The sequence below is a fragment of the Rhodococcus sp. NPDC060086 genome (genome assembly GCF_042730275.1).
GTDB lineage: Bacteria > Actinomycetota > Actinomycetes > Mycobacteriales > Mycobacteriaceae > Rhodococcus.
Genome location: NZ_JBHWWZ010000009.1, coordinates 96184 through 122388 on the forward strand (window position 1 = coordinate 96184; position 26205 = coordinate 122388).

Genomic DNA, 26205 nt, shown 5'->3' on the forward strand with positions numbered 1-26205 from the left:
TATCCGTCGACGACCTCAGCGAGGACGAGGAACCGTCTTGTCGATGAAGAGCGCCTCGACGGACACGCACACCGTGCCGTCCGCCGTCGCGATCTCACCCACGGTATTGATCTTGTGGCCGTTTTCCTCGACGAGCCGGCCACGGACGGTCAGCGGTTCGAACAGCGGAGTCGGACGGTGGTACCGGACGTTGAGCTGTGCAGTGGCACCGCTCCGTCCGGCCCAGGCGTTCGCGACACCCAGAGTGTGATCGATGAGCAACGCAGCGACACCACCATGTACATGCCCGGGAGGGCCCTGATACGGGAACGTCAACTCGACGACACCCTCGACCCACCCGTCCTCGCGACCGGCAAGAACCAGCGGCGGGGCCAATGCGTTCTCCGGGCCGGTGACGGGATCATGCCGCGTGACCCCTTCGCCGTGCCACATGTCGATCAGTCGTTCCTGGACCTCCGGCGCATGCTCTTCGAGGTGCTCGGCGATGCTGTCGAGCTCCTCCGCGACCCGCTCGAGATTCGCGTTGGAACGATCCGTACGCAGCAGGGCATCGACCACACGGCGCGCGGCTGCGGTCGCCCGGTCGACGGCGGAGTCCTGCGGCGCCGACGTGAGCACCGTCCCGTCGGGGGCGTTTCGGACGGTGGGGTGCGTAGCGGGATCGACTCTCATCGGACCTCCATCGTCGCGTGTGTCAGTACCGGCTGACCGTCCCGCTCGGGACAGGTCGCGAGCAGAGTGAGGGTGTCGCCGTCTCGCCAGACCGAGGTCTCGATGGTCTCCCCCGGGTACAGCGACCCGGCGAAGCGCACCGAGAACGACTTCATCCGGGCCGGGTCCCCTTCGAGCACACCGTCGACGACGGCTTTGCACACGACGCCGTATGACGCGAGCCCGTGCAGGATCGGTCGATCGAAGCCGGCCATCTTCGCGAACTCCGGGTCGGCGTGCAGCGGGTTCATGTCGGCGCTGAGCCGGTACACCAGGGCCTGCGCGGAACCGGTGCGCGACACCAGGACCGTGTCGGCGTCCCGCTCCGGTGCCGAACCCGCTGCCTCCGGGCCGGACTCGCCACCGAATCCGCCTTCGCCGCGCGCCCAGATCTGCATTGCGGAGGTCCACAGCGGGCTTCCGTCTGCAGCATGGGCCGACTGCTCGAGCACGATCACCGCGGCCTTGCCCTTGTCCCACACGTCCGACACGCGCGACGAGATGGTCGCGGTGCCGGAGGCCGGAATCGGAGCATGCACGGTGAGCGACTGTCCACCGTGGAGAATCTTCCGCAGGTCGATGTCGATACCCGGCAGGTTCATCCCCACCGGCGTGACATTCCCGGCCGAAATCCCCTGCCCCGCAACCATCGCGAAGGTCGGCACGACCTTCAGTTTCTTCTCGTACACCCAGCCCAGCTCGGCCGGATCCAGCGAGTCTGCGCCTGCCCCGAGACCGAGGTGGTAGAGGAGCACGTCGCGCTCGGTCCAGGCGGCCTCGCGGACGGTGGGTTCAGCCGTCAGTGCGGCATTCACATCGATCGGCATGTCAGGTCACTTTCCGGGTTCGGGATCGCGGGGCAGACCGAGGATCCGCTCGCCGATGATGTTGAGCTGGACGTTCGTCGTGCCGCCTGCAATCGACATGCACTGCGCGTTGAGGAACATCTGGGTCGCGGACCAACGATCCTGCTCCCCCCGCAATGACGTGGGGCCCGCCCACTCCATCGCGACCTCCCACACCTGCTGGAGATGTTCGACGCCGAGAAGTTTGGCGATCGACGATTCGGCGCCCGGTTGTGCCCCGGTCAGTGAGCGCAACGTCGTACGCAAGCCCATCAGACCGCCCGACTGCGCGTCGCAAAGGACCGAGCCGAGGACGGTGAGCTGTTCGTCGTCCAGACCGGCGGGCATCGTCGCCGCGAGCGTCAGGAGGGCTTCTCCGCCTGAGCCGAGCGAGGAGTCGTTCGACAGCGACACCCGCTCATTGGCGAGGGTGGTGCGGGCCAGCTTCCAGCCGTCACCGGGCTCCCCGACCAGGCACTCGTCCGGCACGAACACGTCGTCGAAGAACACCTCGTTGAACAGCGACTCACCGGTGATCTCCCGCAGCGGACGAATGTCGAGCCCCGGAGAGTTCCTGATGTCGATCAGGAAGTACGACAGACCCTTGTGCTTGGGCGCGTCGGCGTCGGTGCGTGCCAGGCAGATGCCCCAGTCCGCGACGCGAGCCATCGACGTCCACACCTTCTGGCCCTGCAGTTTCCATCCACCGTCGACCTTGACGGCCTTGGTGGACAGACCGGCGAGGTCGGATCCGGCACCGGGTTCGGAGAACAGCTGGCACCAGACGATGTCGCCGCGCAGCGATCCGGGCAGGAACCGTGCAAGCTGCTCCTCGTTGCCGTGCGCGATCAGCGTCGGCACCACCCAGTTGCCGATGATCATGTCGTGCGGCTTCAGCTCGGCGCGGCGCAGTTCCTCGGCGATGACCAACTGCGTGACGGCATCGGCCGTCTTACCCCACGGTGCGGGCAGATGCGGTGTGGTGTAACCGTTCTCGGCCAGATACGCCTTCTGCGCGGCACCTTCGAGCGCTGTGGCGGGTTCGAGTTCGGCGCGGACCTCGGCGCGGATCTGTTCGGCCTCCGGCGGCAGGTCGATGCTCAGCACACGGCGGGCGCCGTCGAGCGTGAGGCCCGCGACCCGACGCTTCCACGATGCAGTCGAGCCCGACAGGATCCGCAGGGACTGCGCCCGTCGCATGTACAGGTGCGCGTCGTGCTCCCACGTGTAGCCGATGCCGCCGAGGACCTGGATGCAGGTCCTGGTGACCTGGAAACCGGCGTCGAGGGCGGTTGCCGCCGCGACGGCGACGGCGAGTGACGCCTCCTCTGCGGACGCGTCCTCGCCGAGCGCGCGAGCCGCGTCCCAGGCGGTGACCCGAGCCTGCTCGGTGAGGCTCAGCATCCGCGCGACGGTGTGCTTGACGCCCTGGAACTGACCGATGACACGGCCGAACTGCTGACGGACACGGGCGTAGTCGGCAGCAGTGGTGGTGGCCCAGTCGGCGAGGCCCGCGGTCTCCGCCGCGAACAGCGTGACGGCGATGTCGACGACGCGCTGCGAGTCCAGCGTCAGGACGTCACGCTCGGCGAGGGCGAGTCCGTCCACCGTGATCTCGGCATTGCGCCGCACGACGTCGTGGCTGGGCAGGTCGGTCACGTCGAGCCGGTCGCGGTCGACGACGACGAACGCGAGCTTCCCGGCATCGTCGGCTGCGAGCAGGAAGACATCGGCGACCTGACCGCCGAGCACGTAGCTCGATGTGCCCGACAATGCGACGGTGTCGCCGTCACGAACGACCTTCAGGTCGCCGGGCTGGAGGGTGACTCCACCGAACCGCGAACCGTCGGACAGTGCGGCAAGCGCATCGGTGCGTCCGGCTTCGTGCAGAACAGCGGAGACCACCACGGTCGGCAGAAACGGCCCGGGCACCATCGCGCGACCGAGTTCCTCGGCCACGATGGCGGTTTCGAGGAGGCCGAAACCTGCGCCGCCGACTTCTTCGGGCAGGTGCAGCCCCAGCATGCCGAGTTCGGCGAACGAGGCCCAGTACGACGGGCGGGTCTCGGCTTTCGCCTCGACCGCTTCGCGGATCACTTCGGGCGTGGCGTGGCGTGCGGCCCAGCCGCGGACGGAATCGCGGAGGTCGCGATCGTCGTCACTCAATCCAATGGTCATGAACGGTTCCTTCGATGGAAGCAGGAAGTGTACGTGCGCGATACCCGGCCACACCCTTACCGACCCACCACACGCCCGCCCACTCACCCACCCACTCTGAGCGAATGTATCGTTCGATCGATCTATCGAGACGAACGATACATTCGCTCAACGTGAATGGGGTGTTGACGGACGGACGGACGGCCAGGCAGGGTGTCGGGACGGGAGACTAGATGCGTTCGATGATGGTCGCGGTGGACAGCGCCCCACCGGCACACATCGTGATCAGCGCAGTCGAACGGTTGGAGCGCTCGAGTTCGTGGAGTGCGCTGGTGATCAGCCGGGAACCGGTGGAACCCACCGGGTGGCCGAGTGCGATGGCGCCGCCGTTGATGTTGACCTTGTCCATGTCGGCACCGTGAACCTGGGCCCACGACAGCACGACCGACGCGAATGCCTCGTTGATCTCGACGATGTCGATGTCCGACAACGACATTCCGGTGCGCTCGAGCACCGCGCGAGTCGAGTCGACAGGACCGTCGAGATGGTAGTACGGGTCGGAGCCGATCAGCGTGGAGGCGAGGATACGCGCCCTCGGACGCAGACCTGCCTCACGAGCCTTGTCCTCACTCATGAGGAGGACGGCAGCGGCGCCATCACTGACCTGCGACGAGTTCCCGGCGGTGTGGATACCACCCTCGATGACGGGCTTGAGGCCTGCCAGTCCTTCCGCGGTGGTCTCGCGCAGACCACCGTCGCGGGTGACGGTAGCGATGTCACCGGTGGGCTCGCCTTCCTTCGTGACGACGGGCGCCTCGACCGGGACGATCTCGCGGTCGAACCTTCCCTCGGCCCACGCCTGGGCTGCCCTCCGCTGCGATTCGAGTCCGAATGCGTCGACGTCCTCACGCTTGATGCCGCGCCGCTCGGCGATCCGCTCGGCGGAGGTGAACTGGTCGCCCATGTCGATGGTCCAGTCGGGCGGGTAGGGGTTTCCTGTGCCGGGGGCGTTCGCCTGACCGAGGAACACTCGGCTCATCACCTCGACGCCGCAACCGATTCCGGCGTCGATCTGGCCGGAGGCGATCAGGCCGGCCACCATGTGCACGGCCTGCTGCGACGAACCGCAGGCGCAGTCGATGGTGGTCGCTGCGGTGGTGTACGGCAGTCCGGCGTGCAGCCATGCCTGCCGGGTCACGTTGTTGGACTGCTCCCCCGCCTGAGTCACCGCGCCGCCTACGAGCTGGCCGACCTGTTCGGCGGGAAGCCCAGTACGTTCCAGGACTCCCTTCTGGGCGGCGCCCAGCAGCACCGCGGGGTGCACCCCGGCCAGCTGGCCGCGGCGACGCCCGATCGGCGTCCGTGCGGCTTCGACGATGACGACGTTGTTCATGCCACTCCCTGCGTGTCGGCGATACTGAAATTTATTCTAATTATGCGGGGAGGCGGACATCCGTACCGTCCCACCGAGCGGGACCATCCTGGTCAGGAACGCGAATCGATGCCGTCGGGATCCGATCTCACCAGCCGAGGCCCCCGAGCAGCCGATCGCACGCGACCCGCAGATCAGACTCGATCTCCGGAATCGAAGTGCGGCCGTTGAGCGCCGACTGCACCAGCCCGAACCACAATGCGACGACGAGCCGGAGCACCGTCGCATCCAGGACCGTCGGCTCCTCGATACCCGCGGCATCGAGCAGCAACCCGTCGAATTGCTGGTCGATTTTCGCCACATCGGGAATCGTGGCCGCATTCGACGTCGCAGCCGACTGGATCATGGCCGTCGCGAGCCGCGGCGTGCGCAGCAGCGCTCGCGTCGCTTGCAGGAGTGCGTCGCACACCGCCTCCGGTGGCGTCATCGCAGCCTGCGCCCGCCTCGAAAGCTGACTTCCCATCCGGTCGATCAGGTCGACCATGACCGCAACGAACAGGTGGGTCTTGGACGGGAAGTAGCGGTAGAGCGTGCCGATCGCAACACCGGCCAGTTTCGCAACTTCCTGCATCTGGACACGTTCGAGTTCCTTCTCCGCACCGAGTTGCGCGGCCGCCTTCAGGATCCGCCCGTGCCGTGCACGTTGCTCCACCGAACTCGGCTCGGCCGCATCACGAGCCTCTGAGAGCCTGGGCATGCCTCACCTCTTCCTTTGCCCGGACGGGGGCCGACAGTAGAGCCGCCGGACATCGGGCGAACGGTTCGGTCCTGGTCAGCAGGATCCACAGCGTCCGTCAACCCACTCCCGCACAGCGGGACGACGCCCACCCGACACGCCCGCCGCGCGCAAACTAGAATGAATACTAATTCCGGTTCGGAACCGCCTTCGAGGAGCCGAACCGACCGAACACGGGAGACTTTCCATGGGTGAATCTGTCAGCCTGGCCGGACGCGCCGCGGTAGTCACGGGCGCCGGAGCCGGCCTCGGGCGCTCCGAGGCTCTTTCGCTGGCCGCAGCCGGTGCCGCCGTCGTCGTCAACGACATGGGCGACGCTGCACATGCGGTTGCGGAAGAGATCGTTGCAGCGGGCGGACAGGCTATCGCCGTGACCGGTGACGTCTCCGACTGGTCGCTCGGTGGCCGCCTCGTCGAGGAGTCCGTCAAGGCATTCGGCTCGTTCGACATCCTCGTCAACAACGCGGGCATCATCCGCGACAAGATGATCTTCAACCTCACCGAATCCGATTGGGACGACGTGATCCGCGTGCACCTCAAGGGACACGCGGCGACCTCCCACGCCGCAGCCGTCCACTGGCGCGCCGCCAGCAAGGAAACCGGTGGCCCCGTGTACGGCCGCGTCATCAACACCTCGTCGGAGGCGTTCCTGTTCGGCTCCGCCGGGCAGCCCAACTACTCGGCAGCCAAGGCCGGCATCACCGCCCTGACGCTGTCCACCGCGCAGGGACTCTCCCGATACGGCGTCACCGCCAACGCGATCTGCCCCCGCGCCCGGACGGCCATGACGGCCCAGGCCTTCGGTGAGGCCGACTCCGCGACCGCCGGTCTCGATCCGCTCGCACCCGAGCGCGTCGGCACCCTCGTCTCGTACCTGGCATCCCCCGCCTCGCACGAGATCAACGGTCAGGTGTTCGTGGTGTACGGCAAGATGGTTGCTCTCATGGCCGCCCCGAAGGTCGAGAACCGTTTCGATGCAGCCGGTTCCGCGTTCACTGTGGAGGAACTCGACGAGCAGCTGTCGTCGTACTTCACCGGTCGCGGCCAGTACGAGACGTACGCTGCCTACAGCATCGCGGAGCTGGAGAAGGCCGCACTCGCCATCGACTGATCAACCCCACACGGAGGAGCACGGCATGAGGCTTGCAGAGAAGGTCGCGATCGTCACCGGTGGGGCCGGCGGTATCGGGCGCGGCATCGTCAGAGCATTCGTCAAGGAGGGCGCTCGGGTACTCTTCGTCGACATCGACGACGCCAAGGGCGCGGCTCTCGAGGCCGAACTCGACGGCGCCGGATCCTTCCTGAATGCGGACATCTCTCAGAAGGAAAGCGCCGCAACGATCATCGACACTGCGATCCGAACATTCGGGAAAATCGACGTGCTCGTCAACAACGCGCATGCATCCCGTCAGGCACCGCTGCTGGACACCACACAGGAGATGCTCGACCTGTCGTTCGGGACCGGTTTCTACCCGACCCTCTGGCTCATGCAGGCCGCACACCCGCAGCTCGCCGCGAATCAGGGTTCGGTGATCAACTTCGCATCCGGAGCGGGCATCGACGGCAATGTCACGCAGACGTCGTACGCGGCAGCCAAGGAAGCGATCCGCGGGATCAGCCGGGTCGCGGCGAACGAATGGGCCGCCGACAACATCAACGTCAACCTCATCTCACCGCTCGCGTTGACCGAGGGCGTCCAGGCCTACATCGAGGCGAATCCCGGAGTGGAGGATGTCCTGCTCGCCAAGACACCGCTGCACCGGTTCGGCGACCCCGAATCCGACATCGGGCGTGTCGCCGTGTTCCTCGCGAGCGACGATGCGTCCTACATGACGGGCCAGACCCTGATGGTCGACGGCGGCAGCATCAAACTGCGCTAGGACATGTCCGACGGATGGCGGGCAGGCCACATCGAGTAGTTCTCCGAACTGCGACGGACGAGGTCACGAACTCGACAGAGTTCGTGACCTCGTTTTCTGCCGTTCGCGGCCCTATCGTTGTCCCATGGACCCGCCTGTGACGCGGTACATCCAGCGCGACGGTCACGCGCTGGCATACCAGGTCGTCGGCGAGGGGCCACACCCGGTGGCATGGTTCTTCGAAGACATGATGCACCCGGACCTGATGTGGACCGATCCTCATCTGCACTACAACTTCGAACGCTGCTCCAGCTTCGCGCGCTCGCTGTTCTTCCAGCGCCGCGGATTCGGACTATCCGACCCCGTCGACCACGTCCCGTCGCTCGAGGAGCAGGCCGACGACGTTCTCGCCGTGCTCGACGATGCTGAAGTCGCGCAGGCCACGCTGGTCGGAGCGTCCAGCACTTGCGGGGCGGTCGCTCTGGCCGCCGCCCGATGTCCCGACCGGGTGTCCGGACTGATTCTCGCCGAACCCTGGTCCGACACCCTGGTGTCCGACGACGACCCACCGGCGGGGTGGACCGCCTCTCAACGAGACCGGTTCGTCGATTCCTATCGGGGCGCGTACGCCCGCTGGGGACACGGCGACCTCACGTCCCTGGCGCACCCTGCCCTCGATGTCCCGCACAACCGCCGCATCATGGCTCTGCTCGAACGCTGTTCGGCCACACCGGCAACCGCACAGCAACACCTCGAGTGGGCGATGCGGGCGAACTACGCGTGGGCGTTGCCGTCGATCCAATGTCCGACGGAAGTGTTGCATCAGCCGGACAGTCTGTTCGCCCGAGAAGCCGTCCGCCGGGTCGCGGAACTCGTCCCGAACGGCCGATTCCACGACCTGCCACCCATCCCGGCCGGCGCAACCCTGGGCGAGGCGTTGATCCCGGTGCTCGACCACGTGGAGGAGCTTGCCACCGGTGCGATCCGTCCGGTCGACGCGGACCGGTTCCTCGCCACCATCCTCTTCACCGATGTCGTCCGCTCGACCGACCTACTCGCGGAGATCGGCGACATTCACTTCGCATCGCTACTGGCCGCGCACGACAGATCGGTGCGTGCCGAGGTCGAGGCAGGCGCGGGCACGCTTGTCGGTATCGCGGGTGACGGAACACTGAGCGTGTTCGACGGTCCGGCGGCCGCCATCCACTGTGCACATCGAATCATCCGGACCACAAAGACTCTCGGGTTGTCGGTCCGTTCCGGTGTGCACGTCGGAACGGTCACCCGCGCCGGCCCGGAATTGACCGGGATGACAGTGCACATCGGGGCCCGCATTGCCGCGTCCGCCGGGCCAGGGCAGGTCCGATGCTCACAGCGGGTGCGCGATCTCGGAATCGGCGCCGACATCGATTTCACGGACCTGGGCAGACATCGACTGAAGGGCGTCCCCGGCCAGGTCCAGATGTTCACGGCGACGAACCGGACCCGGCCTACACACCCGCCGGCACCGCCCCGCCCGACCCTCTCCGACCGCGCAGTCCTGACCATGGCGCGCCGGGCCCCCGGCATACTCCGCGACGTCGCACGTCTTGCGGGACGTCGCGGCCGATCCTGAGGTCAGGCGCTCTTCTCGCGACGTTCGCGGTCGGGCTTGCGCGGCACGATGGTCGGCAGGACGTTGTCGGTCACGGTCTCCGCGGTGATGACGACCTTCTCGACGTCGTCGCGGCTCGGGATGTCGTACATCACCGGCAGCAGCACCTCTTCGATGATCGCCCGGAGCCCGCGGGCACCCGTACCGCGCAGGATGGCCTGGTCGGCGACAGCTTCGAGCCCGTCCTTGGTGAACTCGAGTTCCACACCGTCCATCTCGAACAGCCGCACGTACTGCTTGACAAGGGCGTTCTTCGGCTCCGACAGGATCTCGACAAGCGATTCCTTGTCGAGGTTGGTCACCGACGCGACGATCGGCAAGCGGCCGATGAACTCGGGAATGAGCCCGAACTTGATGAGATCTTCGGGCATGACGTCGGCGAAATGGTCGGTGGTGTCGATCTCGGCCTTCGACCGCACCTCGGCGCCGAAACCGATCCCGCGCCTGCCGACGCGGTCGGAGACGATCCGCTCGAGACCCGCGAAGGCACCGGCAACGATGAACAGCACGTTCGTCGTGTCGATCTGGATGAACTCCTGGTGCGGATGCTTGCGACCGCCCTGCGGGGGCACCGACGCCTGCGTGCCCTCGAGAATCTTCAGCAGTGCCTGCTGGACGCCCTCGCCCGAGACGTCGCGGGTGATCGACGGGTTCTCGCTCTTGCGCGCGATCTTGTCGACCTCGTCGATGTAGATGATGCCGGTCTCAGCGCGCTTGACGTCGTAGTCGGCGGCCTGGATCAGCTTGAGGAGGATGTTCTCGACGTCCTCACCGACGTACCCGGCCTCCGTGAGTGCGGTGGCGTCGGCGATCGCGAAGGGCACGTTGAGCATCTTCGCGAGGGTCTGGGCAAGGTAGGTCTTGCCGCAGCCGGTGGGGCCGAGCAGAAGAATGTTCGACTTGGCGAGTTCGACCGACTCACCGCGCGCGTCGCGCGTCTTGTCGCCGGCCTGGATGCGCTTGTAGTGGTTGTAGACAGCCACCGCAAGAGACCGTTTCGCAGAATCCTGGCCGATCACATAATTGTCGAGAAATTCCCGGATCTCGGCGGGCTTGGGCAGCTCATCGAGTTTGACCTCGCTGGTTTCGGCGAGCTCCTCCTCGATGATCTCGTTGCAGAGGTCGATGCACTCGTCGCAGATGTAGACCCCAGGGCCCGCAATGAGCTTCTTGACCTGCTTCTGGCTCTTTCCGCAGAACGAGCACTTGAGCAGATCCCCGCCGTCACCGATACGTGCCATCTGTCAGGTCCCTACTTCCTCGTATGCGTGCAACCGATCCCGTGTCCGTCGACGAGCGCCGGCCCCCGGGGAGCGGGCCCTTTGATCGACCGTACCCGGACTCCGGCACGCGGGTCGACAGGTTCTTCGCGTTTCCGGCCATATTTGTGTGCGCCTGCCATGACGCGACCACACCCTGCACAACGGCCCGGCCGAACACACTCGGTGCGGTTCGACCGGGCCGGGTGTGACTATGCCTGAGCGGACAACTTGCGGTACTCGAGCACGCTGTCGATCAGACCGTACTCGACGGCTTCTGCTGCCGTGAGGATCTTGTCCCGATCCGTGTCCTTGCGGATCTGCTCGGGGTCCTTGCCGGTGTGCTTGGCCAGCGTCGTCTCCATGAGACGGCGCATGCGCTCGATTTCCGCGGCCTGGATCTCGAGGTCGGAAACCTGACCCTGAATGCCACCTGTCGCGGGCTGGTGGATGAGCACACGGGCGTTCGGCAACGCGAGCCGCTTACCCGGAGTACCGGCCGCGAGCAGCACGGCCGCAGCCGACGCCGCCTGGCCGAGGCACACGGTGGTGATATCGGCGCGAACGTACTGCATGGTGTCGTAGATCGCCATCAGCGACGTGAACGAACCACCGGGCGAGTTGATGTACATGGTGATGTCGCGGTCGGGATCGAGCGACTCGAGCACGAGCAGCTGAGCCATGACATCGTTCGCGGACGCGTCGTCGACCTGGACACCCAGGAAGATGATGCGCTCCTCGAAGAGCTTGTTGTACGGGTTGGATTCCTTGACGCCGTAGCTCGAGTGCTCGATGAACGACGGGAGGATGTAGCGGCTCGCCGGCGAATTCGGAGCCTGGCCGCCGAGCTGGCGCGGATCGAACATGTTGGTCATCGCTTCTCCAAGAATGTGTGGGACGTGGAGCGGGTCTGGGGCCTCGGGCCTAGTTCGACGTGCCGCCGGCCTGCTGGGCCCGCGCGACGACGTGGTCGACGAAGCCGTATTCGAGTGCCTGCTTCGCTGTGAACCAGCGGTCGCGGTCCGAGTCGATCGTGATCTGCTCGACGGTCTGCCCGGTGTGCTCTGCGATCAGCTCGGCCATCTCACGCTTGGTGTGTGCGAACTGCTCGGCCATGATGGCGATATCACTCGCGGTACCACCGATCCCGGCGGACGGCTGATGCATCATGATCCGCGCGTGCGGCAGAGCGTAGCGCTTGCCCTTGGTGCCGGCCGAGAGCAGGAACTGCCCCATCGACGCAGCCAGGCCCATAGCGAACGTCGCCACATCGCACTCCACGAACTTCATCGTGTCGTAGATCGCCATGCCCGCGGTGACCGAACCCCCCGGGGAGTTGATGTACAGCGAGATGTCGCGGGTCGGGTCTTCCGCCGACAGCAACAGGATCTGCGCGCAGAGCTTGTTGGCGATGTCGTCGTCGACCTGGGTGCCGAGGAAGATGATGCGCTCGCGGAGCAGGCGTTCGTACACCGAGTCGCTGAGGTTCAGGCCAGCGGTGGCCGAGGTCATCATCGGGCCGATGGATGTCGCCGGATTCTGAGGAGTCACGGGTACCTGCCTTCTCGTCAATCGTGGATTGCTGACATTGACACTAACGAAACGGGGCGGCACCGGATGCCCGGTGCCGCCCATCTTCGCTCAAAGCGGAAAAGATCCGATTACTCGGATGCCTTCTCCTCGGTCGCCTCGGCGTCGTCGGCAGCCTCATCCGAGTCGGACTTCGCGCCACCGAAGAGCTCGGAGGTGTCGACGGTCGCACCGGTGGTGTCGGTGACGGCAACCCGGTCGACGACCGTGCCGAGAGCCTTGCCGCGGCGGACGTCCGCGAAGATCGCGCCGAGCTGGTTGGCCTGGCTGATCTGCTGGATGAACTGCTCCGGCGGGATGCCGTAGCGCTGCGCCTGGAAGAAGATGCGTTCGGTCAGCTCTTCCTGCTCGACCGTGGTCTTCTCCGACTCGGCGATCGCGTCGAGGAGCAGCTGGGTCTTGACGGACCGCTCTGCCGACTCGCGAGCTTCCTTGTCGAACTCCTCGCGGCTCGAACCCTGAGCCTCGAGCAGCTTGTCGAGCTGAGCCTCATCGTGCTCGAGTTCGTGGATCGCGTCGTGCAGTGCGCTGTCGATCTCGGCCTGGACGACGGCCTCGGGCAACGGCACCTCGACCTTGTCGAGGAGCTCGTCGAGCACCTTGTCGCGGATCTGGCCGGCCTGCTCGACCTGCTTGACGCGGCCGACACGCTCACGCAGGTCTGCCTTCAGCTCGTCGAGGGTGTCGAACTCGCTGGCGAGCTGCGCGAACTCGTCGTCCTCAGCGGGCAGTTCGCGTTCCTTGACCGAGTTCACCTTGACGGTGACGACGGCTTCCTTGCCCGCGAACTCGCCGGCGACCAGCGTCGAGGTGAACTCCTTCGACCCTTCGGCCTCGAGTCCGATGACGGCCTCGTCGAGACCCTCGATGAGCTGGCCGGAGCCGACCTCATGAGACAGGCCCTCGGTGGCGGCTTCGGTGACCTCTTCGCCGTCGACGGTGGCCGACAGGTCGATCGACACGAAGTCGCCGTCCTGCACGGCGCGCTCGACGCCGGTGAGGGTGCCGAAACGCTGACGCAGCGACAGCAGCTGCTCTTCGATGTCCTCGTCCGAGATCTCGACGGGATCGACGGTGACCGCGATCTCGGAGAAGTCGGGGAGGGTGACCTCGGGACGCACGTCGACCTCGGCCGCGAAGACCAGTTCGACGTTGTCCTCGAGCTTGGTGATGTCGATCTCGGGCTGGCCGATGGCCTTGACCTCGTTCGCGGTCACAGCCTCGGAGTAGCGCGACTGGATCGCCTCGTTGACGACCTGCTCGAGCACTGCACCGCGACCGACGCGAGCCTCGAGGATCTTGCGCGGGGCCTTGCCGGGACGGAATCCGGGGATCCGCACCTGGCCGGCGAGGGACTGGAAGGCGCGGTCGAAATCAGGCTGGAGCTCCTCGAAGGGCACCTCAACATTGATACGGACTCGCGTCGGGCTCAGCTGCTCGACGGTGCTCTTCACGGACATGGCTCCTTCTTGTCGTGCTCTTGTCGGTCGTTCGTTCTCACTACTGAGCGCCCTGACGCTGTTCGATCTGGTCGGGATGACAGGATTCGAACCTGCGACCCTCCGCTCCCAAAGCGGATGCGCTACCAAGCTGCGCCACATCCCGTCGTACTGCTCCCGCCGCGGTGCCGGGGGCCGGACTGAATCCTACGGCCCCCCGATTATGAATTCCAAAGCCGGGTTCGGTACAGTCTCATCCTGCAAGCGGCGAACGCCGGAGAGCACCGGAAAACCACCCGGTGAAATCCTACGAAGCCGCAAGTGCGGGGATGTAGCTCAATGGTAGAGCCCCAGTCTTCCAAACTGGCCACGCGGGTTCGATTCCCGTCATCCCCTCCAGCGAACCGCCCGTGATCTCATCGAGATCGCGGGCGGTTCTCGTTTGTGCAGCGTCCGGATCACCGTTTCGACTCGATACCGGAGTACCGACTCGAATCCGAGACCGCACGCCCGGCGGCTGTGAGAGCGTCGCCAGTGTGAGCGAGACACCCGACCGCACGTCGAGGAGGTCCGGCGAGGCGGCAACAGGGTCCGCGGCCGCGGCCTCGAGGTCGTCTGTCGTCGCAGCGGTACTCCTCGACGCAGTACCGGAATGGGATCGCGTCACCGCGATGCTCGCGCCCGGAAATCTGGAGGCCGCGGCGTTCCGGCACAGGGTGGTCGAGGTTCCCATCGGGCTCGACGTCGCGCGACGCAACGGCGACCACGACGACGTCCCGTGGCATCTCGACCGGATGTCACTGACGGGAACTGCTGGTTTCTCCGACGTGCTGTCGCTGACTCCTGCTGTTCCCGAGACCGTCGACGCTCATCGCGCCGGCTGGGGCCTGACGCTCGTGGACGGGCTCACCGGCGGTCAAGCGGCACTCGTGATCAGCATCGTGCGCCCCGAACGCGACGGGCACAGTGCATCCACACCGGACGACGCACAGCACGGCTCGGTGTGGGCGTGGTTGCGCAACCTGTCGGAACACACCGCGGACGCGATTCGCTCGTCGACCGAACTCGTCGTGGACAGCACCTCGGATCTGATGAAGGCGATCCTCGCACCGGCGTCGCAGCCGCTCCCCCACCGCGCGATCCCCACAGGTGGAACACATCGGCTTCATACCCTCGACATCTCCCGCGACGAGATGCGCGACGCCGTGGATCGCGCCGGATGCGGACTCGAAAGTGGTGTCGCGGCCACAGTGCTCCTCGGATATGCGTCGTACCGGCAGACCCACGGCTCCCCCTCGGACGACCTGTTCGCCGCGATCCCGGGCAGCGGATCCGAAGAACCCGCGCACATCTCTCTCGGCGGCACCGAGATCGACGACGGGCCGGTCGATCTGATGCGACGCATCGACCGCGTGACCGCAGGTGCGCCCGACGACCCCAGTGTGCTTCCCGCAACTCGGATGTTCGGCCACGACGACGTGCTCACCTGCACGGTGCCGGGTTCGACGACACCCCTGTTCGTGGCGGGCGCGGGCATCGCGCGCTATTACGGATTCGGCCGAACCCTCGGGTCGGCGGTCAACGCGACCCTGATGTCGTACCGCGACATGTGCTGTGTCGGGCTCACCGTCGACCCTGCCGCAGTACCCGACCGCAAGGCGTTCGACGAGTGCCTGCGTGCGGGACTGCAGACCGTCCTCGACAGCTGACAGGATCGGTACGCTGGGGCCTGTACCGAACGACCCCGTCGTAGGGACTCACCGTGGAAATTTTGCTCATCTTCGCAGCCGTGGCCGTCGTCGTGTACTTCGTCGCTCGCTCGCAGAAGAACACCACCCGACACGCTGCCGGAAACCTGGACGACGCCAAAGCGGACGCCCGCCAGGCCATCGAACGACTCGGCGGCCAGATCTACAACCTCACCGGCACCGACGACGCGTCGCGGCACGCGCTCGCGGACGCCGCCGAGCGCTTCACGGCCGCCGGTTCGCAGATCGACCAGGCACAATCCCCCGTTCAGGCGCGACTCGCGAAGCAGACCGCGCTCGAAGGGCTCTACTACATCCGCGCTGCCCGCACGGCGATGGGCATGGACCCTGGGCCGGAGATCCCCACTCTCGACGGCCAGAAGTCTGCAGGATCGGTGACCGAAGATCGTGAGGTCGAGTTCGAGGGCCGGCAGGTCGCTGCGTCGCCGTCACCGTCGGCACACACCCCGAACTACTACCCGGGTGGCCGTGTCGCGGGCAGGCCGGTCCCTGCAGGGTGGTACTCCGAGCCATGGTGGAAGCCCGCTCTGGTCGCGGGTGCGTGGGGCGTGGGTTCGATGCTCCTGTTCTCGTCACTGTTCGCGGGTATGGCGGGGGTGCCGTACGACGCGCAGGCTTTCGAGAGCGGTCAAGCGGACGGCACGGACGGTGCCGCGGGCGACAACATCGGTGGCGACGACAGCGGTGGTGGCGGTTCCGACGGCGGTGGCGATGATTTCGGTGGCGGCGACTCGTTCGGTGGCGACAGCGGGTTCGGCGACTTCGGGTTCGACGGGTTCTGAGCTACTCGTCCCTCACTCACTCCGATCGACAGAACTCACTCCGATTGACAGACCGGGCACCAGAACAGATTCCGCGCGCCCATCACCTTGTGGAGCACCGGTGTGCCGCACACTCGGCACGGATCCCCGGTGCGCCGGTACACGTAGGTGCGGGGTCGATCCTTCGCGTATGCCGGTGCGCCGTGGTCGTCTTCAGTGCGTACGACATGCATACGGCCACGCGCCATTCCGACCTGCATCAGCTCGACGAGGTCGGCCCAGATCGCGTCGAATTCGGCGCGTGAGAGATTCTTGCCGGGTCGTTCGGGATGGATTCCGTGCCGGAACAACACTTCGGCGCGGTAGACGTTGCCGATTCCCGCGATCACCGATTGATCCATGAGCAGGCCACCGATCGGGCTGCGGGAACGGCTGATCCTCGCCCACGCCTGCTCCGGATCGGCGTCGGCACGTAGAGGATCGGGACCGAGACGCGCTTCGATCGCGTCGACCTCGACCTCGGTGAGGATCTCGCACGCGGCCGGTCCGCGCAGATCGCTGCCGTGTCCGGAACCGATCATCCGCATGCGGACCTGCCCCGTGGGTTCACCGAGTGGAAGTTCGGAATCGGTGAACGCTCCGTAGATTCCGAGGTGCACGTGCACCGTCAGCGCGCCCTCGTAGTGGTGGAACAGGTGCTTGCCCCAGGCGTCGGCGTGCGTGAGAACGCGCCCGTTCACCGTCGCCGCGCCCTCGTCGAAACGCCCCTGAGGACTGGACACCCGCACCGGCGCACCCGCGTACCACTCGTGGTGCAACCGGGCGAGCCGGTGCAGGATGTGTCCTTCGGGCACCGGTCAGTTCGCGCCCGGTACCGCAGGTGCGTCGCCGGACGTCTCGTACTCGGCGAGGATGTCGATGCGACGCTGGTGCCGCTCCTCGTTCGACCACTCGGCCGCGAGGAAGGCGTCGACGATCGCGAGCGTCTCTTCGAGGGAGTGCATCCGGCCGCCGATACCGATCAGCTGGGCGTTGTTGTGCTCGCGGGCAAGCTTCGCGGTCTCGACGCTCCACGCCAACGCGCAACGCGCTCCGGGAACCTTGTTCGCGGCGATCTGCTCACCGTTGCCGCTGCCGCCGAGGACGAGTCCGAGACTGCCCGGATCGGCAACAGTGCGACGCGCGGCCTCGATGCAGAACGCCGGGTAGTCGTCGAGTGCGTCGTATTCGAAGGCGCCGCAGTCGACGGCTTCGTGGCCGTTCGCCGTCAGGTGCTCGATGATCTGATTCTTCCGTTCGAAGCCGGCGTGATCGGCTCCCAGGTAAACGCGCATGGAGCGAGTCTAGCGAGACGCCACGGCGAGACGTGAACCGCTCGCATCCGACGGGAGTGAGGTTTCCCTCACCTAAGTCGAACCGCTAAGTTGGGCGAATGTTCACAGCACAAGGACGATCGACGCGCGTCATCCTGACCGCAGCCGCTGCCGCCACGGCCAGGCTCCTGTCGGCCTGCGGGTCGACCTCGTCCGACGAGGCCACCACCTCGGACGAGGCCTCCACCGACGCGGCATACACCGTCGAGCACGCGATGGGTGAGACGACGATCGAGGGCACGCCCGAGCGCATCGTCGTCATCGATTCCCCGCATCTCGACGCCCTCGTCGCACTCGGCATCACGCCGGTCGGCGCCACCGAATCGGGTGCGGCGACCGGTGTCCCCGAGTACCTCGCCGACGAACTCGAGGGAATCGCATCCGTCGGCCCGACGATGGAGCCCGACCTCGAAGCCATCGCGAGCCTGAACCCCGATCTGATCATCGGTGCGCAGGTACGGCACGAAGCGCTCTACCAGCAGCTCTCGGCGATCGCCCCGACCGTCTTCTCCGTCAACTCGGGTACCGAGTGGGAAGAACAGGCCCGCATCACGGCCGCCGCGGTGGGCGAGACCGACGAGATGGAGGCCCTGCTCACCGGAGTCGAGGAACGCGCGGTGCAGGTCGGCAAGGACATAGGCGCAGAGGGGCAGACCGCCTCGATGGTCCGGTTCCGACCCGACAACTTCCGTCTCTACGGACCCGACACCTTCTCCGGCACCATCCTCACGCAGGTCGGCTACGACCTCGGTGCGGACCGCGCCTGGAACGAGTACTCGATGCTCGAACTCAGCCCCGAGAACTACACCGAGATCGACGGCGACGTCGTCTTCTTCACCAATCCCGGAGGCAATCCGGCCGCGACCACCATGGCAGCGGTCACCGGCCTGTGGGGCGCGCAGCCCGGGGTCGAGGCCGGGAAGGTCTACGAGTTCGAGGACGAAACCTGGATGGTCGGTATCGGTGTGGTCGGCGCGAACACCATCCTCGACGACCTCGAGAAGACCCTCGGCTGACACATTCCCCTACGCCACACAAGTCGTCCCTCCGGCTCGTACGAGCCGGAGGGACACTTTTCTCTCGATCCGATCGATCGTCAGTCGAACGACGGATCTTCGTCGCGGCTGCGCTTGAGTTCGAAGAAGTGCGGGTACGACGCGAGCGCGACCACTCCGTCCCATACCTTTCCTGCCTCTTCGCCGCGCGGGATCTTCGACAGCACCGGCCCGAAGAACGCGACACCGTTGACGTGGATCGTGGGGGTTCCCACGTCGGGGCCGACGGCGTCCATCCCGGCCGCGTGGCTCTCACGAAGCGCCGTGTCGTAGTCCTCGCTGTCGGCGGCCTGCGCGAGGGCGGGATCGAGGTCGAGCTCGGCGAGTGCACCGGCGATGACGTCGGTGAAGTCCTTGTTGCCCTCGTTGTGGATGCGTGTGCCCATCGCGGTGTACAGGCCCTCGAGGATCTCGTCGCCGTACTTCTGCGACGCGGCGATCGCGACGCGCACCGGACCCCAGGCCGTCTTCATCATCTCGGCGTACTCGTCGGGCAGGTCGCGGCCTTCGTTGAGCACGGCGAGGCTCATCACGTGGAAGCGTGCCTCGATGTCGCGCACCTCGGTGGCTTCGAGGATCCATCGCGAGGTGATCCAGCACCACGGGCAAAGCGGGTCGAACCAGAAGTCTGCGGTGTCCTTGCCTGCGGTACCTGTGGTCGGGTCGCTCAAGATGATCTCCTCACGAAAGTCGGGTTACAGGGAATGCAACACCGTTTCGCGAGGCATTCTTCCCGATCGTCGCCGCACCGGCGCATCGTCCCCGTACCGTCGGACGGGAGGACCTGGACGTACAGCGTCGAGCACGCACACGAACGAGAGGTCATGCGATGCCGGGTGAGAAGACGTTCGTGATCGTCGGTGCAGGCCTGGCGGGCGCGAAGGTGGCCGAAGAACTGAGGGCCCGTGACTTCCCCGGCCACGTGGTGCTGTTCGGCGCGGAGGAACACCTGCCGTACGAACGACCGCCGCTGTCGAAGGAATACTTCGCGGGCGGCAAGCGGCTGCTCGAGTTCACCGTGCAGCGCGGCGACTGGTACCGAGATCATCGCGTGGACCTTCGTCTCGGCACGACGGTCACCGCGATCGACCCCGCCGCGCACACGGTCGTCCTGCCGGACGGATCGACCGTGCACTACGACAAGCTGGCGCTCGCGACCGGGTCGCGCTCCCGGCGCCTGCCTCTCCCGGGGGCCGATGCGCCGGGTGTTCACGTCCTGCGCACCGTCGGTGAGGCAGACGAGCTGCTCGCTGCGATCCGGCGCGATGACGGCACCGCCGCGCGCCTCGCGATCATCGGCGCAGGATGGATCGGGCTCGAGATCGCAGCCGGCGCGCGGGGGTACGGCGCCGACGTGACGGTGATCGAATCCGCACAGACACCCCTGTCCGGGTCGCTGGGCCCGGAGATCGGCGCGGTGTTCGCCGACCTGCACCGGGCGCACGACGTCGATCTGCGGCTCGGTGCCTCGGTGCGTGAGATCGCCGTCGACGGTGGCCGCGCCACCGGGGTCGTTCTCGCGGACGGCAGCACTGTGCCTGCCGATGCGGTGCTCGTCGCAGTCGGTGCGGCACCGAACGTCGAACTCGCCGAGGAAGCGGGCCTGGCCGTCGACGGCGGGGTTCTCGTCGACGCATCGCTGACCACAAGTGATCCCGACATCGTCGCGGTCGGCGACATCGCAGCGGCCGAACATCCCGCACTCGGTGGCCGCGTCCGGGTCGAGCACTGGGCCAACGCGCTCAACCAACCTTTCGTTGCCGCTGCCACGATGCTCGGCATCGACGCCCCCTACGACCGCCTCCCCTACTTCTTCACCGACCAGTACGACCTCGGGATGGAATATGTCGGGCTCGCCCCACCCGATTCGCGGGTGATCACACGCGGAGACGTCGCGAAGCGCGAGTTCCTCGCATTCTGGCTCGACGGCGACAACAAGGTACTGGCCGGCATGAACGTGAATATCTGGGACGCCGGCGACGACATCCGCGCACTCGTCTCCTCGGGTTCACCCGTCGATCCTGCCCGCCTCGCGGACACGAGCGTGCCGTTGTCGAGCGTCGCCACCTGAGCGCGACCCGACCATGATGGGATGGGTTCCGACCGACATCCCGTCGTGAGAAGGAGTTTCCTGTGGCACCACCGAACCTGACCCGCGAGCAGGCCGCCGAGCGGGCAGCGGTCCTGCGCGTCGACAACTACACCATCGTTCTCGACCTCACCGACGGGTCCGGAGCACCGGGGGCCACTACGTTCCGGTCCGTCACCACGGTGACGTTCGACGCGACCGAAGGCGCGTCCACCTTCATCGATCTGATTGCGCAGACCGTGCATTCGGCCACGCTCAACGGCTCGCCCGTGGACGTGTCCGGATACAGCGAGGACACCGGCATCGCGCTCACCGGGCTCGCTGCCCACAACGAGCTCGTCGTCGACGCCGACTGCCTGTACACGAACACCGGCGAGGGACTCCACCGCTTCGTCGATCCGACCGACGACGCGGTGTACCTGTACTCGCAGTTCGAGACTGCCGACGCCAAGCGGATGTTCGCGTGCTTCGACCAGCCCGATCTCAAGGCCACCTTCGATCTGTCGGTCACCGCGCCCGCAGACTGGCAGGTCATCTCGAACTCCGAGACCGTGCAGACCACCGCCGCATCGCCCGGTCAGCACATCTTCCGCACCACACCGAGGATGAGCACCTACCTCGTCGCGCTCATCGCGGGTCCGTATGCCCAATGGACCGACGCCTATACCGACGAGCACGGCACGATCCCACTCGGCCTCTACTGCCGCGCGTCCCTCGCCGAGTTCATGGACGCCGAACGTCTGTTCACGGAGACGAAGCAGGGCTTCGGTTTCTACCACGAGAACTTCGGCATCCCGTACGCCTTCGGGAAGTACGACCAGCTGTTCGTGCCGGAGTTCAATGCGGGCGCCATGGAGAATGCGGGCGCCGTGACCTTCCTCGAGGACTACGTCTTCCGGTCCAAGGTCACCCGCTACTCCTACGAGCGTCGCGCCGAGACGATCCTGCACGAGATGGCGCACATGTGGTTCGGCGACCTCGTCACCATGCGGTGGTGGGACGACCTGTGGCTCAACGAGTCCTTCGCGACGTTCGCGTCCGTGCTCTCGCAGGCCTCGGCCACCGAGTACACCAATGCGTGGACGACGTTCGCGAACGTCGAGAAGTCGTGGGCGTACCGGCAGGACCAGCTTCCGTCCACGCACCCGATCGCCGCGGACATTCCCGACCTCGCCGCGGTCGAGGTCAACTTCGACGGAATCACGTACGCGAAGGGCGCCTCGGTACTCAAGCAACTCGTTGCCTACGTCGGGCAGGAACCCTTCCTCGAAGGCCTGCGGGCGTACTTCCGCGACCACGCCTTCGACAATGCGACGTTCGACGACCTGCTCGCCGCGCTCGAGAAGTCGTCGGGACGCGATCTGTCGGGATGGGGCGCCCAGTGGCTCAAGACGACGGGCCTGAACATCCTGCGCCCCGACTTCGAAGTCGACGGCGAGGGAAAGTTCACCCGTTTCGCGGTACTGCAGGAGGGTGCGCAGCCCGGTGCCGGTGAGTACCGGGTGCATCGCCTCGCGATCGGCGTCTACGACGACGACGGCTCGGGCAGGCTCGTCCGCACCCACCGCGTCGAGATCGACGTCGACGCAACCGCGCGCACCGACGTCCCCGAGCTCATCGGCGTGGACCGCGGCAAGTTCGTGCTCGTCAACGACGACGACCTAACCTACTGCTCGGTCCGGCTCGACGACGAGTCGCTCCGCACGGTGACCGAACGTGTCGGCGACATCGCCGAGTCGCTGCCGCGCACGCTGGTGTGGTCGGCGGCGTGGGAGATGACCCGCCAGGCCGAACTGAAGGCACGTGAGTTCGTTGCGCTGATACAGCGCGGTATCACCGCTGAGACCGAGGTGGGCGTCGTGCAGCGCCTCCTGATGCAAGCGCACACGGCAATCGGCAGCTACGCCGATCCCGCGTGGGCCGATGGGTCCGGTTGGAACGACTACACGAACCGATTGCTCGAGCTGGCACGTGACGCCGAGCCGGCATCCGACCATCAGCTCGCGTTCGTCAACGCGTTGTCGACGGCCAGGTTGTCACCGTGGCACACGGAGGTCTTCGAGGAGCTGCTCGGCGGCGACCCCGCGCGGGTCGGGCTGCCAGGTCTGGTCGTGGACACCGATCTGCGGTGGCGTCTGGTGCAGGCACTTGCGGCTGCCGGCGAGGTCGATGCCGAAGGGGTCGAGTCGCCGTTCATCGATGCGGAAGCGGAGCGTGACCCGACCGCAGCCGGCGCCCGGCAGGCAGCGACGGCACGCGCGGCCCGTCCGCAGGAAGCGGTCAAGGCTCAGGTGTGGCAGACAGTGGTCGGCGACGATACCGTCCCGAACATCACGGCCCGCGCGATCATCGGTGGCTTCGCGCCCGCCGGCCAGTCGGAACTGCTCGAGCCCTACGTGGCCCGGTACTTCGCGGAGGTGCCCGACGTGTGGGAGCGCAGGTCCAGCGAGGTCGCGCAGACCGTGGTCGTGGGCCTGTACCCGTCCTGGTCGATCAGCGAGGCTTCGGTCGCGGCGGCCGACGAGTTCCTCGCCGGTGATCGGCCGCCGGCACTGCGCCGCCTGATCACGGAGGGACGCGCGGGCATCGTGCGCTCGCTGCGGGCACAGGCGTTCGACGCGTCCTGACGACGGAACGCAAACGGCCCGATGTCGCCTTCGGTCACTCGAGGTGACCGAAGGTGGCATCGGGCCGAAGAAGCGGGGTCCTACTGGGTGATGATCGCGTTGGCGATCACGCGGACGGCGCTGATGATGCCGTCGATGAGCTGTCCCTGACCGAACGGTCCTACCGCTGCGGTCACGCCGAGCTGAGCGATCCGGTCGGTGACCTGGGCGGCGTCGCGTCCGCTGCGGACCTCGACGGCCTTCTGGTTCGGGTACACGGCGATGAGCACCGAGTTCTCGGCCTCGGGCGTCGACGGGAACACCGTGTCGGTGGCGGCAGCCGGATCCGGCGCATCGGCGATGTACACGTTGAAGCGCACGCCGGTGGCGCGGATCGCGGACGTGAGCGTGTCGTCGAGGGCGATCAGGTCGTCGTCCTCGAACGGCGGGCCCGCGAACTCGATACCGTCGGCACGGGCCTCGGAGATCCGGCCGCTCGACGTCAGAGCCGCGGCGTGCGGCAGGGGCGCGTCGGTGCGCGCCGGGGCATGAATCACGTCACCACTTGCCACTTGCGGTCCCTCCGATCAGGTCTGCCGGTGCACCGGCTGCGTGCCCGTGATGTGCGTGGCGACCGTGCGGGGTCACCTCGTCGGTTGCGCTCCACAGCAGTGCACCGTGCTGCCACTCGTCGCCGAGCCTGTACGGGTTGTCGGACGCGGCCGGGCCGGGATTGCGGGGTGCCGTCCAGGAGAAAGCCGCGAAGACAAGAACGATCAGCAGCGGGATGCCGACAAATATCAGCGTTGTCTCGAGAATGCTCACAGGGAGAAGGTATCCCAGGTGGCAACGAAAGACCTCACATGCCCCGGATTTGGTCCCTGCTCGAGTACGTTTTCCTGTCCGCGACGGTCAGGCAGCGCCCTCACCGAGGTACGGAAGCCACGTCGGGTGCAGGTCCTGCAGGGTGGCCAGCAGGCGCCAATGCCTACCCTTCGGAGGCACCAGGGACGCACGCAACGTCCACCCGAGCTCGCTGAGCAGTTTGTCTGCCTTCTTGTGGTTGCACGGTGCGCAGCACGCCACGCAGTTCTCCCAGGCATGTGCTCCACCGCGACTCCGGGGAATGACGTGATCGATGGTTTCCGCCTTGGAGCCGCAGTACGCGCAGCGATTGCTGTCGCGGTGCATGAGCGCGGCCCGGGTCATGGGCACCCGCGCGTGATAGGGCACCCGCACGTAGGTGCGCAGCCGGATCACCGACGGCAGTTGCACCGACCATTCTGCCGATCGAACCATCGGTGCGAGCGGGTCGTCGTGCACAGTGTCGGCCTTGCCACCTGCCATGAGGACCACGGCGCGTCGCGCGGGAAGCGCCGTGAGCGGCTCGTAGGTGGCGTTGAGCAGCAGGACCCGACGTTTCACCCAGTCGGGTAGACCGACGTCGTCGCGTACCAACTGCAGTGTGGTGGCCCCCGGCGCCCCGATCGGGGCGTCCGCGGGCGACAGTTGTCGATGTGCTGTGCTGCCGTGCTTCATACGACCTCCGGAAGACTGGAAACAGTGCACCACGGATACCTCCGAATCGCACCCGAAATCCGCGGACGAATCAAGGGCCGACCGGTGAACATCCTGTGTCGTCGGTACCGGCGGGTACGTCACCCCGTACGGGCATGCATACTCCGGTGCGGGCACAATGGCCGGTGAGAGGGAGGTAAGCACACGATGACCGACCAGCAGACCTTCTACGACGAGATCGGCGGCGCCGAGACCTTCCGCAAGATCATCGCGCGTTTCTACGAAGAGGTGGCGAAGGACGAGATCGTCCGCCCCCTCTACCCCGAGGAGGATCTCGGCCCGGCAGAGCGCCGCATGCGGATGTTCCTCGAACAGTACTGGGGAGGGCCCCGCACCTACTCGGACGAGCGCGGTCACCCACGACTGCGGATGCGTCATCATCCGTTCAAGATCGGCCCGCTCGAGCGCGACGCCTGGTTGCGGTGCATGCACACCGCGATCGCATCGATCGACGATCGAACGCTCGACGCCGCGCATCGCCGCCAACTCGTCGACTACATCGACATGGCCGCGGACTCGCTGGTGAACTCGCCGGTGTGACCGACACGGCCTGAGCGCTCGTCAGAGCACGCTCAGGCCGAGACCTCCACTTTTCCGCAGGTAGACCGAGCCGAAGCGGGCATCGAGCCGGATCCAAGTGTTCGAGGCGCGTACCCGCACCACCTCGTCCGCCGCGATCGCCCCCGCATCGATCCCTCCCGCGGCCGTCGTGTCGGGGCCGGTGGTGGGCACGAATCCCATCGCCCCGAGTGCGAACACCATCCGCATGGGCACCCCGACCGTCGTCTCATTCCCTCCTGGGGCCTCGCCTCCGCTGACCTCGAGGACTTCCTGCGCCAGCAGCGACGCCGGTGGTCCCTGCGCTCCAGCCTCGCGGGTCAGTGCCACACCCTGCTGGGCGAGTTCGACGAGGATCCGAGCCGGCACGTCGTCGACATGGACGAATCCCTCGTCCGGCGGTAACGCTCCCCGCCACGCAGAGTCCATCGCCCATCCCGGATCGATCGCCTTTGCGGTACCTGCCGTCGCGGTGAGTGCGGCCCGCAGCGAATCTGCGGCGACACAGAGGTCGGCGGGCTGGACGGTTCCTCGCACGATACGGGTCGCGAGGACCTCGAATCCCGTCTGGACCCAGGCGACGAGAACACCTTCGCCCCGACGTCGCAATCGTACGACCGCCGCCTCGTCGAGGCGCAACGCGCGCGTGAGGAACGCTGCGAGGTCGGTGCGGTCGCTCTCGCCGGCGAGAGCGACCGCCCGCGCACCCCATCCCGGCGTACCGGGCGGCACGC

The 26205-nt window shown here is 66.6% G+C and carries 25 protein-coding genes and 2 tRNA genes; 10 read left to right on the forward strand and 17 right to left on the reverse strand.

The annotated features are described in order from the left end of the window. Positions 1-15: 15 nt before the first annotated feature. The 5 genes from ACFWB0_RS08280 to ACFWB0_RS08300 all read right to left on the reverse strand — a co-directional run bounded on the left by ACFWB0_RS08280 (position 16) and on the right by ACFWB0_RS08300 (position 5842). Positions 16-672, reverse strand: a complete 657-nt coding sequence (locus tag ACFWB0_RS08280) for a PaaI family thioesterase (protein WP_378489951.1) — start codon at positions 670-672, stop codon at positions 16-18. After that, positions 669-1538 carry a MaoC/PaaZ C-terminal domain-containing protein gene (locus ACFWB0_RS08285; protein WP_378489952.1) on the reverse strand — a complete coding sequence of 290 codons (870 nt, stop codon included), beginning with the start codon at positions 1536-1538 and terminating at the stop codon, positions 669-671. The genes ACFWB0_RS08280 and ACFWB0_RS08285 overlap by 4 nt, the downstream gene beginning before the upstream one ends. Positions 1539-1544: 6 nt before the next feature. After that, positions 1545-3734 carry an acyl-CoA dehydrogenase gene (locus tag ACFWB0_RS08290; protein ID WP_378489953.1) on the reverse strand — a complete coding sequence of 730 codons (2190 nt, stop codon included), beginning with the start codon at positions 3732-3734 and terminating at the stop codon, positions 1545-1547. A 208-nt stretch (positions 3735-3942) separates the two neighbouring features. Then, positions 3943-5106 (reverse strand): steroid 3-ketoacyl-CoA thiolase, encoded by a 1164-nt coding sequence (locus tag ACFWB0_RS08295; protein ID WP_378489954.1) that lies wholly within the window; start codon positions 5104-5106, stop codon positions 3943-3945. A gap of 127 nt (positions 5107-5233) precedes the next feature. Beyond that, the gene (locus tag ACFWB0_RS08300; protein WP_378489955.1) at positions 5234-5842 is read right to left on the reverse strand and encodes a TetR family transcriptional regulator; all 609 of its coding nucleotides are present in this window, start codon (positions 5840-5842) and stop codon (positions 5234-5236) included. Between the two features lie 226 nt (positions 5843-6068). Between ACFWB0_RS08300 and ACFWB0_RS08305 the strand changes: the two genes are divergently transcribed. From ACFWB0_RS08305 to ACFWB0_RS08315, 3 genes are all read left to right on the forward strand, one after another. After that, entirely contained in the window at positions 6069-6992 is a 924-nt protein-coding gene (locus ACFWB0_RS08305) for a 3-oxoacyl-ACP reductase (RefSeq protein ID WP_378489956.1), read from the forward strand. Between the two features lie 25 nt (positions 6993-7017). After that, positions 7018-7761: an SDR family NAD(P)-dependent oxidoreductase gene (locus ACFWB0_RS08310; protein WP_378489957.1), complete on the forward strand. Its 744-nt coding sequence runs from the start codon at positions 7018-7020 to the stop codon at positions 7759-7761. A gap of 124 nt (positions 7762-7885) precedes the next feature. Continuing rightward, on the forward strand, positions 7886-9355 hold the full coding sequence (locus ACFWB0_RS08315; RefSeq protein ID WP_378489958.1) for an adenylate/guanylate cyclase domain-containing protein: 1470 nt from the start codon (positions 7886-7888) through the stop codon (positions 9353-9355). A 2-nt stretch (positions 9356-9357) separates the two neighbouring features. Here ACFWB0_RS08315 and clpX read toward each other — a convergent pair whose 3' ends face one another. The 5 genes from clpX to ACFWB0_RS08340 all read right to left on the reverse strand — a co-directional run bounded on the left by clpX (position 9358) and on the right by ACFWB0_RS08340 (position 13848). Next, on the reverse strand, positions 9358-10635 hold the full coding sequence (gene clpX / locus ACFWB0_RS08320; RefSeq protein ID WP_378489959.1) for an ATP-dependent Clp protease ATP-binding subunit ClpX: 1278 nt from the start codon (positions 10633-10635) through the stop codon (positions 9358-9360). 230 nt (positions 10636-10865) lie between these two features. Then, a complete protein-coding gene (locus ACFWB0_RS08325; protein ID WP_378489960.1) occupies positions 10866-11528 on the reverse strand; it encodes an ATP-dependent Clp protease proteolytic subunit in 663 nt (220 codons plus the stop codon). Between the two features lie 49 nt (positions 11529-11577). After that, positions 11578-12204: an ATP-dependent Clp protease proteolytic subunit gene (locus ACFWB0_RS08330; RefSeq protein ID WP_378489961.1), complete on the reverse strand. Its 627-nt coding sequence runs from the start codon at positions 12202-12204 to the stop codon at positions 11578-11580. A 110-nt stretch (positions 12205-12314) separates the two neighbouring features. Next, positions 12315-13697, reverse strand: a complete 1383-nt coding sequence (gene tig, locus ACFWB0_RS08335) for a trigger factor (RefSeq protein WP_378489962.1) — start codon at positions 13695-13697, stop codon at positions 12315-12317. Between the two features lie 74 nt (positions 13698-13771). After that, positions 13772-13848 (reverse strand) — tRNA-Pro (locus ACFWB0_RS08340). Between the two features lie 159 nt (positions 13849-14007). Here ACFWB0_RS08340 and ACFWB0_RS08345 point away from each other — a divergent pair. From ACFWB0_RS08345 to ACFWB0_RS08355, 3 genes are all read left to right on the forward strand, one after another. Then, positions 14008-14081 (forward strand) — tRNA-Gly (locus ACFWB0_RS08345). 137 nt (positions 14082-14218) lie between these two features. Beyond that, positions 14219-15391 carry a WS/DGAT domain-containing protein gene (locus ACFWB0_RS08350; RefSeq protein ID WP_378489963.1) on the forward strand — a complete coding sequence of 391 codons (1173 nt, stop codon included), beginning with the start codon at positions 14219-14221 and terminating at the stop codon, positions 15389-15391. Between the two features lie 53 nt (positions 15392-15444). Next, positions 15445-16233 (forward strand): DUF1542 domain-containing protein, encoded by a 789-nt coding sequence (locus tag ACFWB0_RS08355; protein ID WP_378489964.1) that lies wholly within the window; start codon positions 15445-15447, stop codon positions 16231-16233. A gap of 35 nt (positions 16234-16268) precedes the next feature. Here the strand turns inward: ACFWB0_RS08355 and ACFWB0_RS08360 are convergent, their stop codons facing one another. Next, the gene (locus tag ACFWB0_RS08360) at positions 16269-17066 is read right to left on the reverse strand and encodes an Fpg/Nei family DNA glycosylase (RefSeq protein ID WP_378489965.1); all 798 of its coding nucleotides are present in this window, start codon (positions 17064-17066) and stop codon (positions 16269-16271) included. A gap of 3 nt (positions 17067-17069) precedes the next feature. After that, positions 17070-17546 (reverse strand): ribose-5-phosphate isomerase, encoded by a 477-nt coding sequence (locus tag ACFWB0_RS08365; protein ID WP_378489966.1) that lies wholly within the window; start codon positions 17544-17546, stop codon positions 17070-17072. Between the two features lie 98 nt (positions 17547-17644). On the opposite strand from ACFWB0_RS08365, the gene ACFWB0_RS08370 reads away from it, so the two are divergent. Continuing rightward, the gene (locus ACFWB0_RS08370) at positions 17645-18601 is read left to right on the forward strand and encodes an ABC transporter substrate-binding protein (protein ID WP_378489967.1); all 957 of its coding nucleotides are present in this window, start codon (positions 17645-17647) and stop codon (positions 18599-18601) included. Between the two features lie 80 nt (positions 18602-18681). Here ACFWB0_RS08370 and ACFWB0_RS08375 read toward each other — a convergent pair whose 3' ends face one another. Then, on the reverse strand, positions 18682-19311 hold the full coding sequence (locus ACFWB0_RS08375; protein ID WP_378489968.1) for a DsbA family protein: 630 nt from the start codon (positions 19309-19311) through the stop codon (positions 18682-18684). Positions 19312-19469: 158 nt separating this feature from the next. Here ACFWB0_RS08375 and ACFWB0_RS08380 point away from each other — a divergent pair, with 158 nt between their 5' ends. After that, entirely contained in the window at positions 19470-20711 is a 1242-nt protein-coding gene (locus ACFWB0_RS08380; protein WP_378489969.1) for an NAD(P)/FAD-dependent oxidoreductase, read from the forward strand. A gap of 62 nt (positions 20712-20773) precedes the next feature. Continuing rightward, positions 20774-23356 (forward strand): aminopeptidase N, encoded by a 2583-nt coding sequence (gene pepN / locus ACFWB0_RS08385; protein WP_378489970.1) that lies wholly within the window; start codon positions 20774-20776, stop codon positions 23354-23356. Positions 23357-23436: 80 nt separating this feature from the next. Here the strand turns inward: pepN and ACFWB0_RS08390 are convergent, their stop codons facing one another. The 3 genes from ACFWB0_RS08390 to ACFWB0_RS08400 all read right to left on the reverse strand — a co-directional run bounded on the left by ACFWB0_RS08390 (position 23437) and on the right by ACFWB0_RS08400 (position 24874). Further along, positions 23437-23907 (reverse strand): DUF5130 family protein, encoded by a 471-nt coding sequence (locus tag ACFWB0_RS08390; RefSeq protein WP_378489971.1) that lies wholly within the window; start codon positions 23905-23907, stop codon positions 23437-23439. Continuing rightward, positions 23894-24160, reverse strand: a complete 267-nt coding sequence (locus ACFWB0_RS08395; protein WP_378489972.1) for a hypothetical protein — start codon at positions 24158-24160, stop codon at positions 23894-23896. The genes ACFWB0_RS08390 and ACFWB0_RS08395 overlap by 14 nt, the downstream gene beginning before the upstream one ends. 87 nt (positions 24161-24247) lie before the next feature. Further along, positions 24248-24874, reverse strand: coding sequence for an HNH endonuclease (locus ACFWB0_RS08400; protein ID WP_378489973.1), 627 nt, complete (start codon positions 24872-24874; stop codon positions 24248-24250). Between the two features lie 186 nt (positions 24875-25060). On the opposite strand from ACFWB0_RS08400, the gene ACFWB0_RS08405 reads away from it, so the two are divergent. Next, on the forward strand, positions 25061-25453 hold the full coding sequence (locus ACFWB0_RS08405) for a globin (protein WP_378489974.1): 393 nt from the start codon (positions 25061-25063) through the stop codon (positions 25451-25453). Between the two features lie 21 nt (positions 25454-25474). On the opposite strand, the gene ACFWB0_RS08410 is transcribed toward ACFWB0_RS08405, so the two are convergent. Continuing rightward, the gene (locus ACFWB0_RS08410) at positions 25475-26203 is read right to left on the reverse strand and encodes a hypothetical protein (RefSeq protein ID WP_378489975.1); all 729 of its coding nucleotides are present in this window, start codon (positions 26201-26203) and stop codon (positions 25475-25477) included. Positions 26204-26205 lie beyond the last annotated feature (2 nt).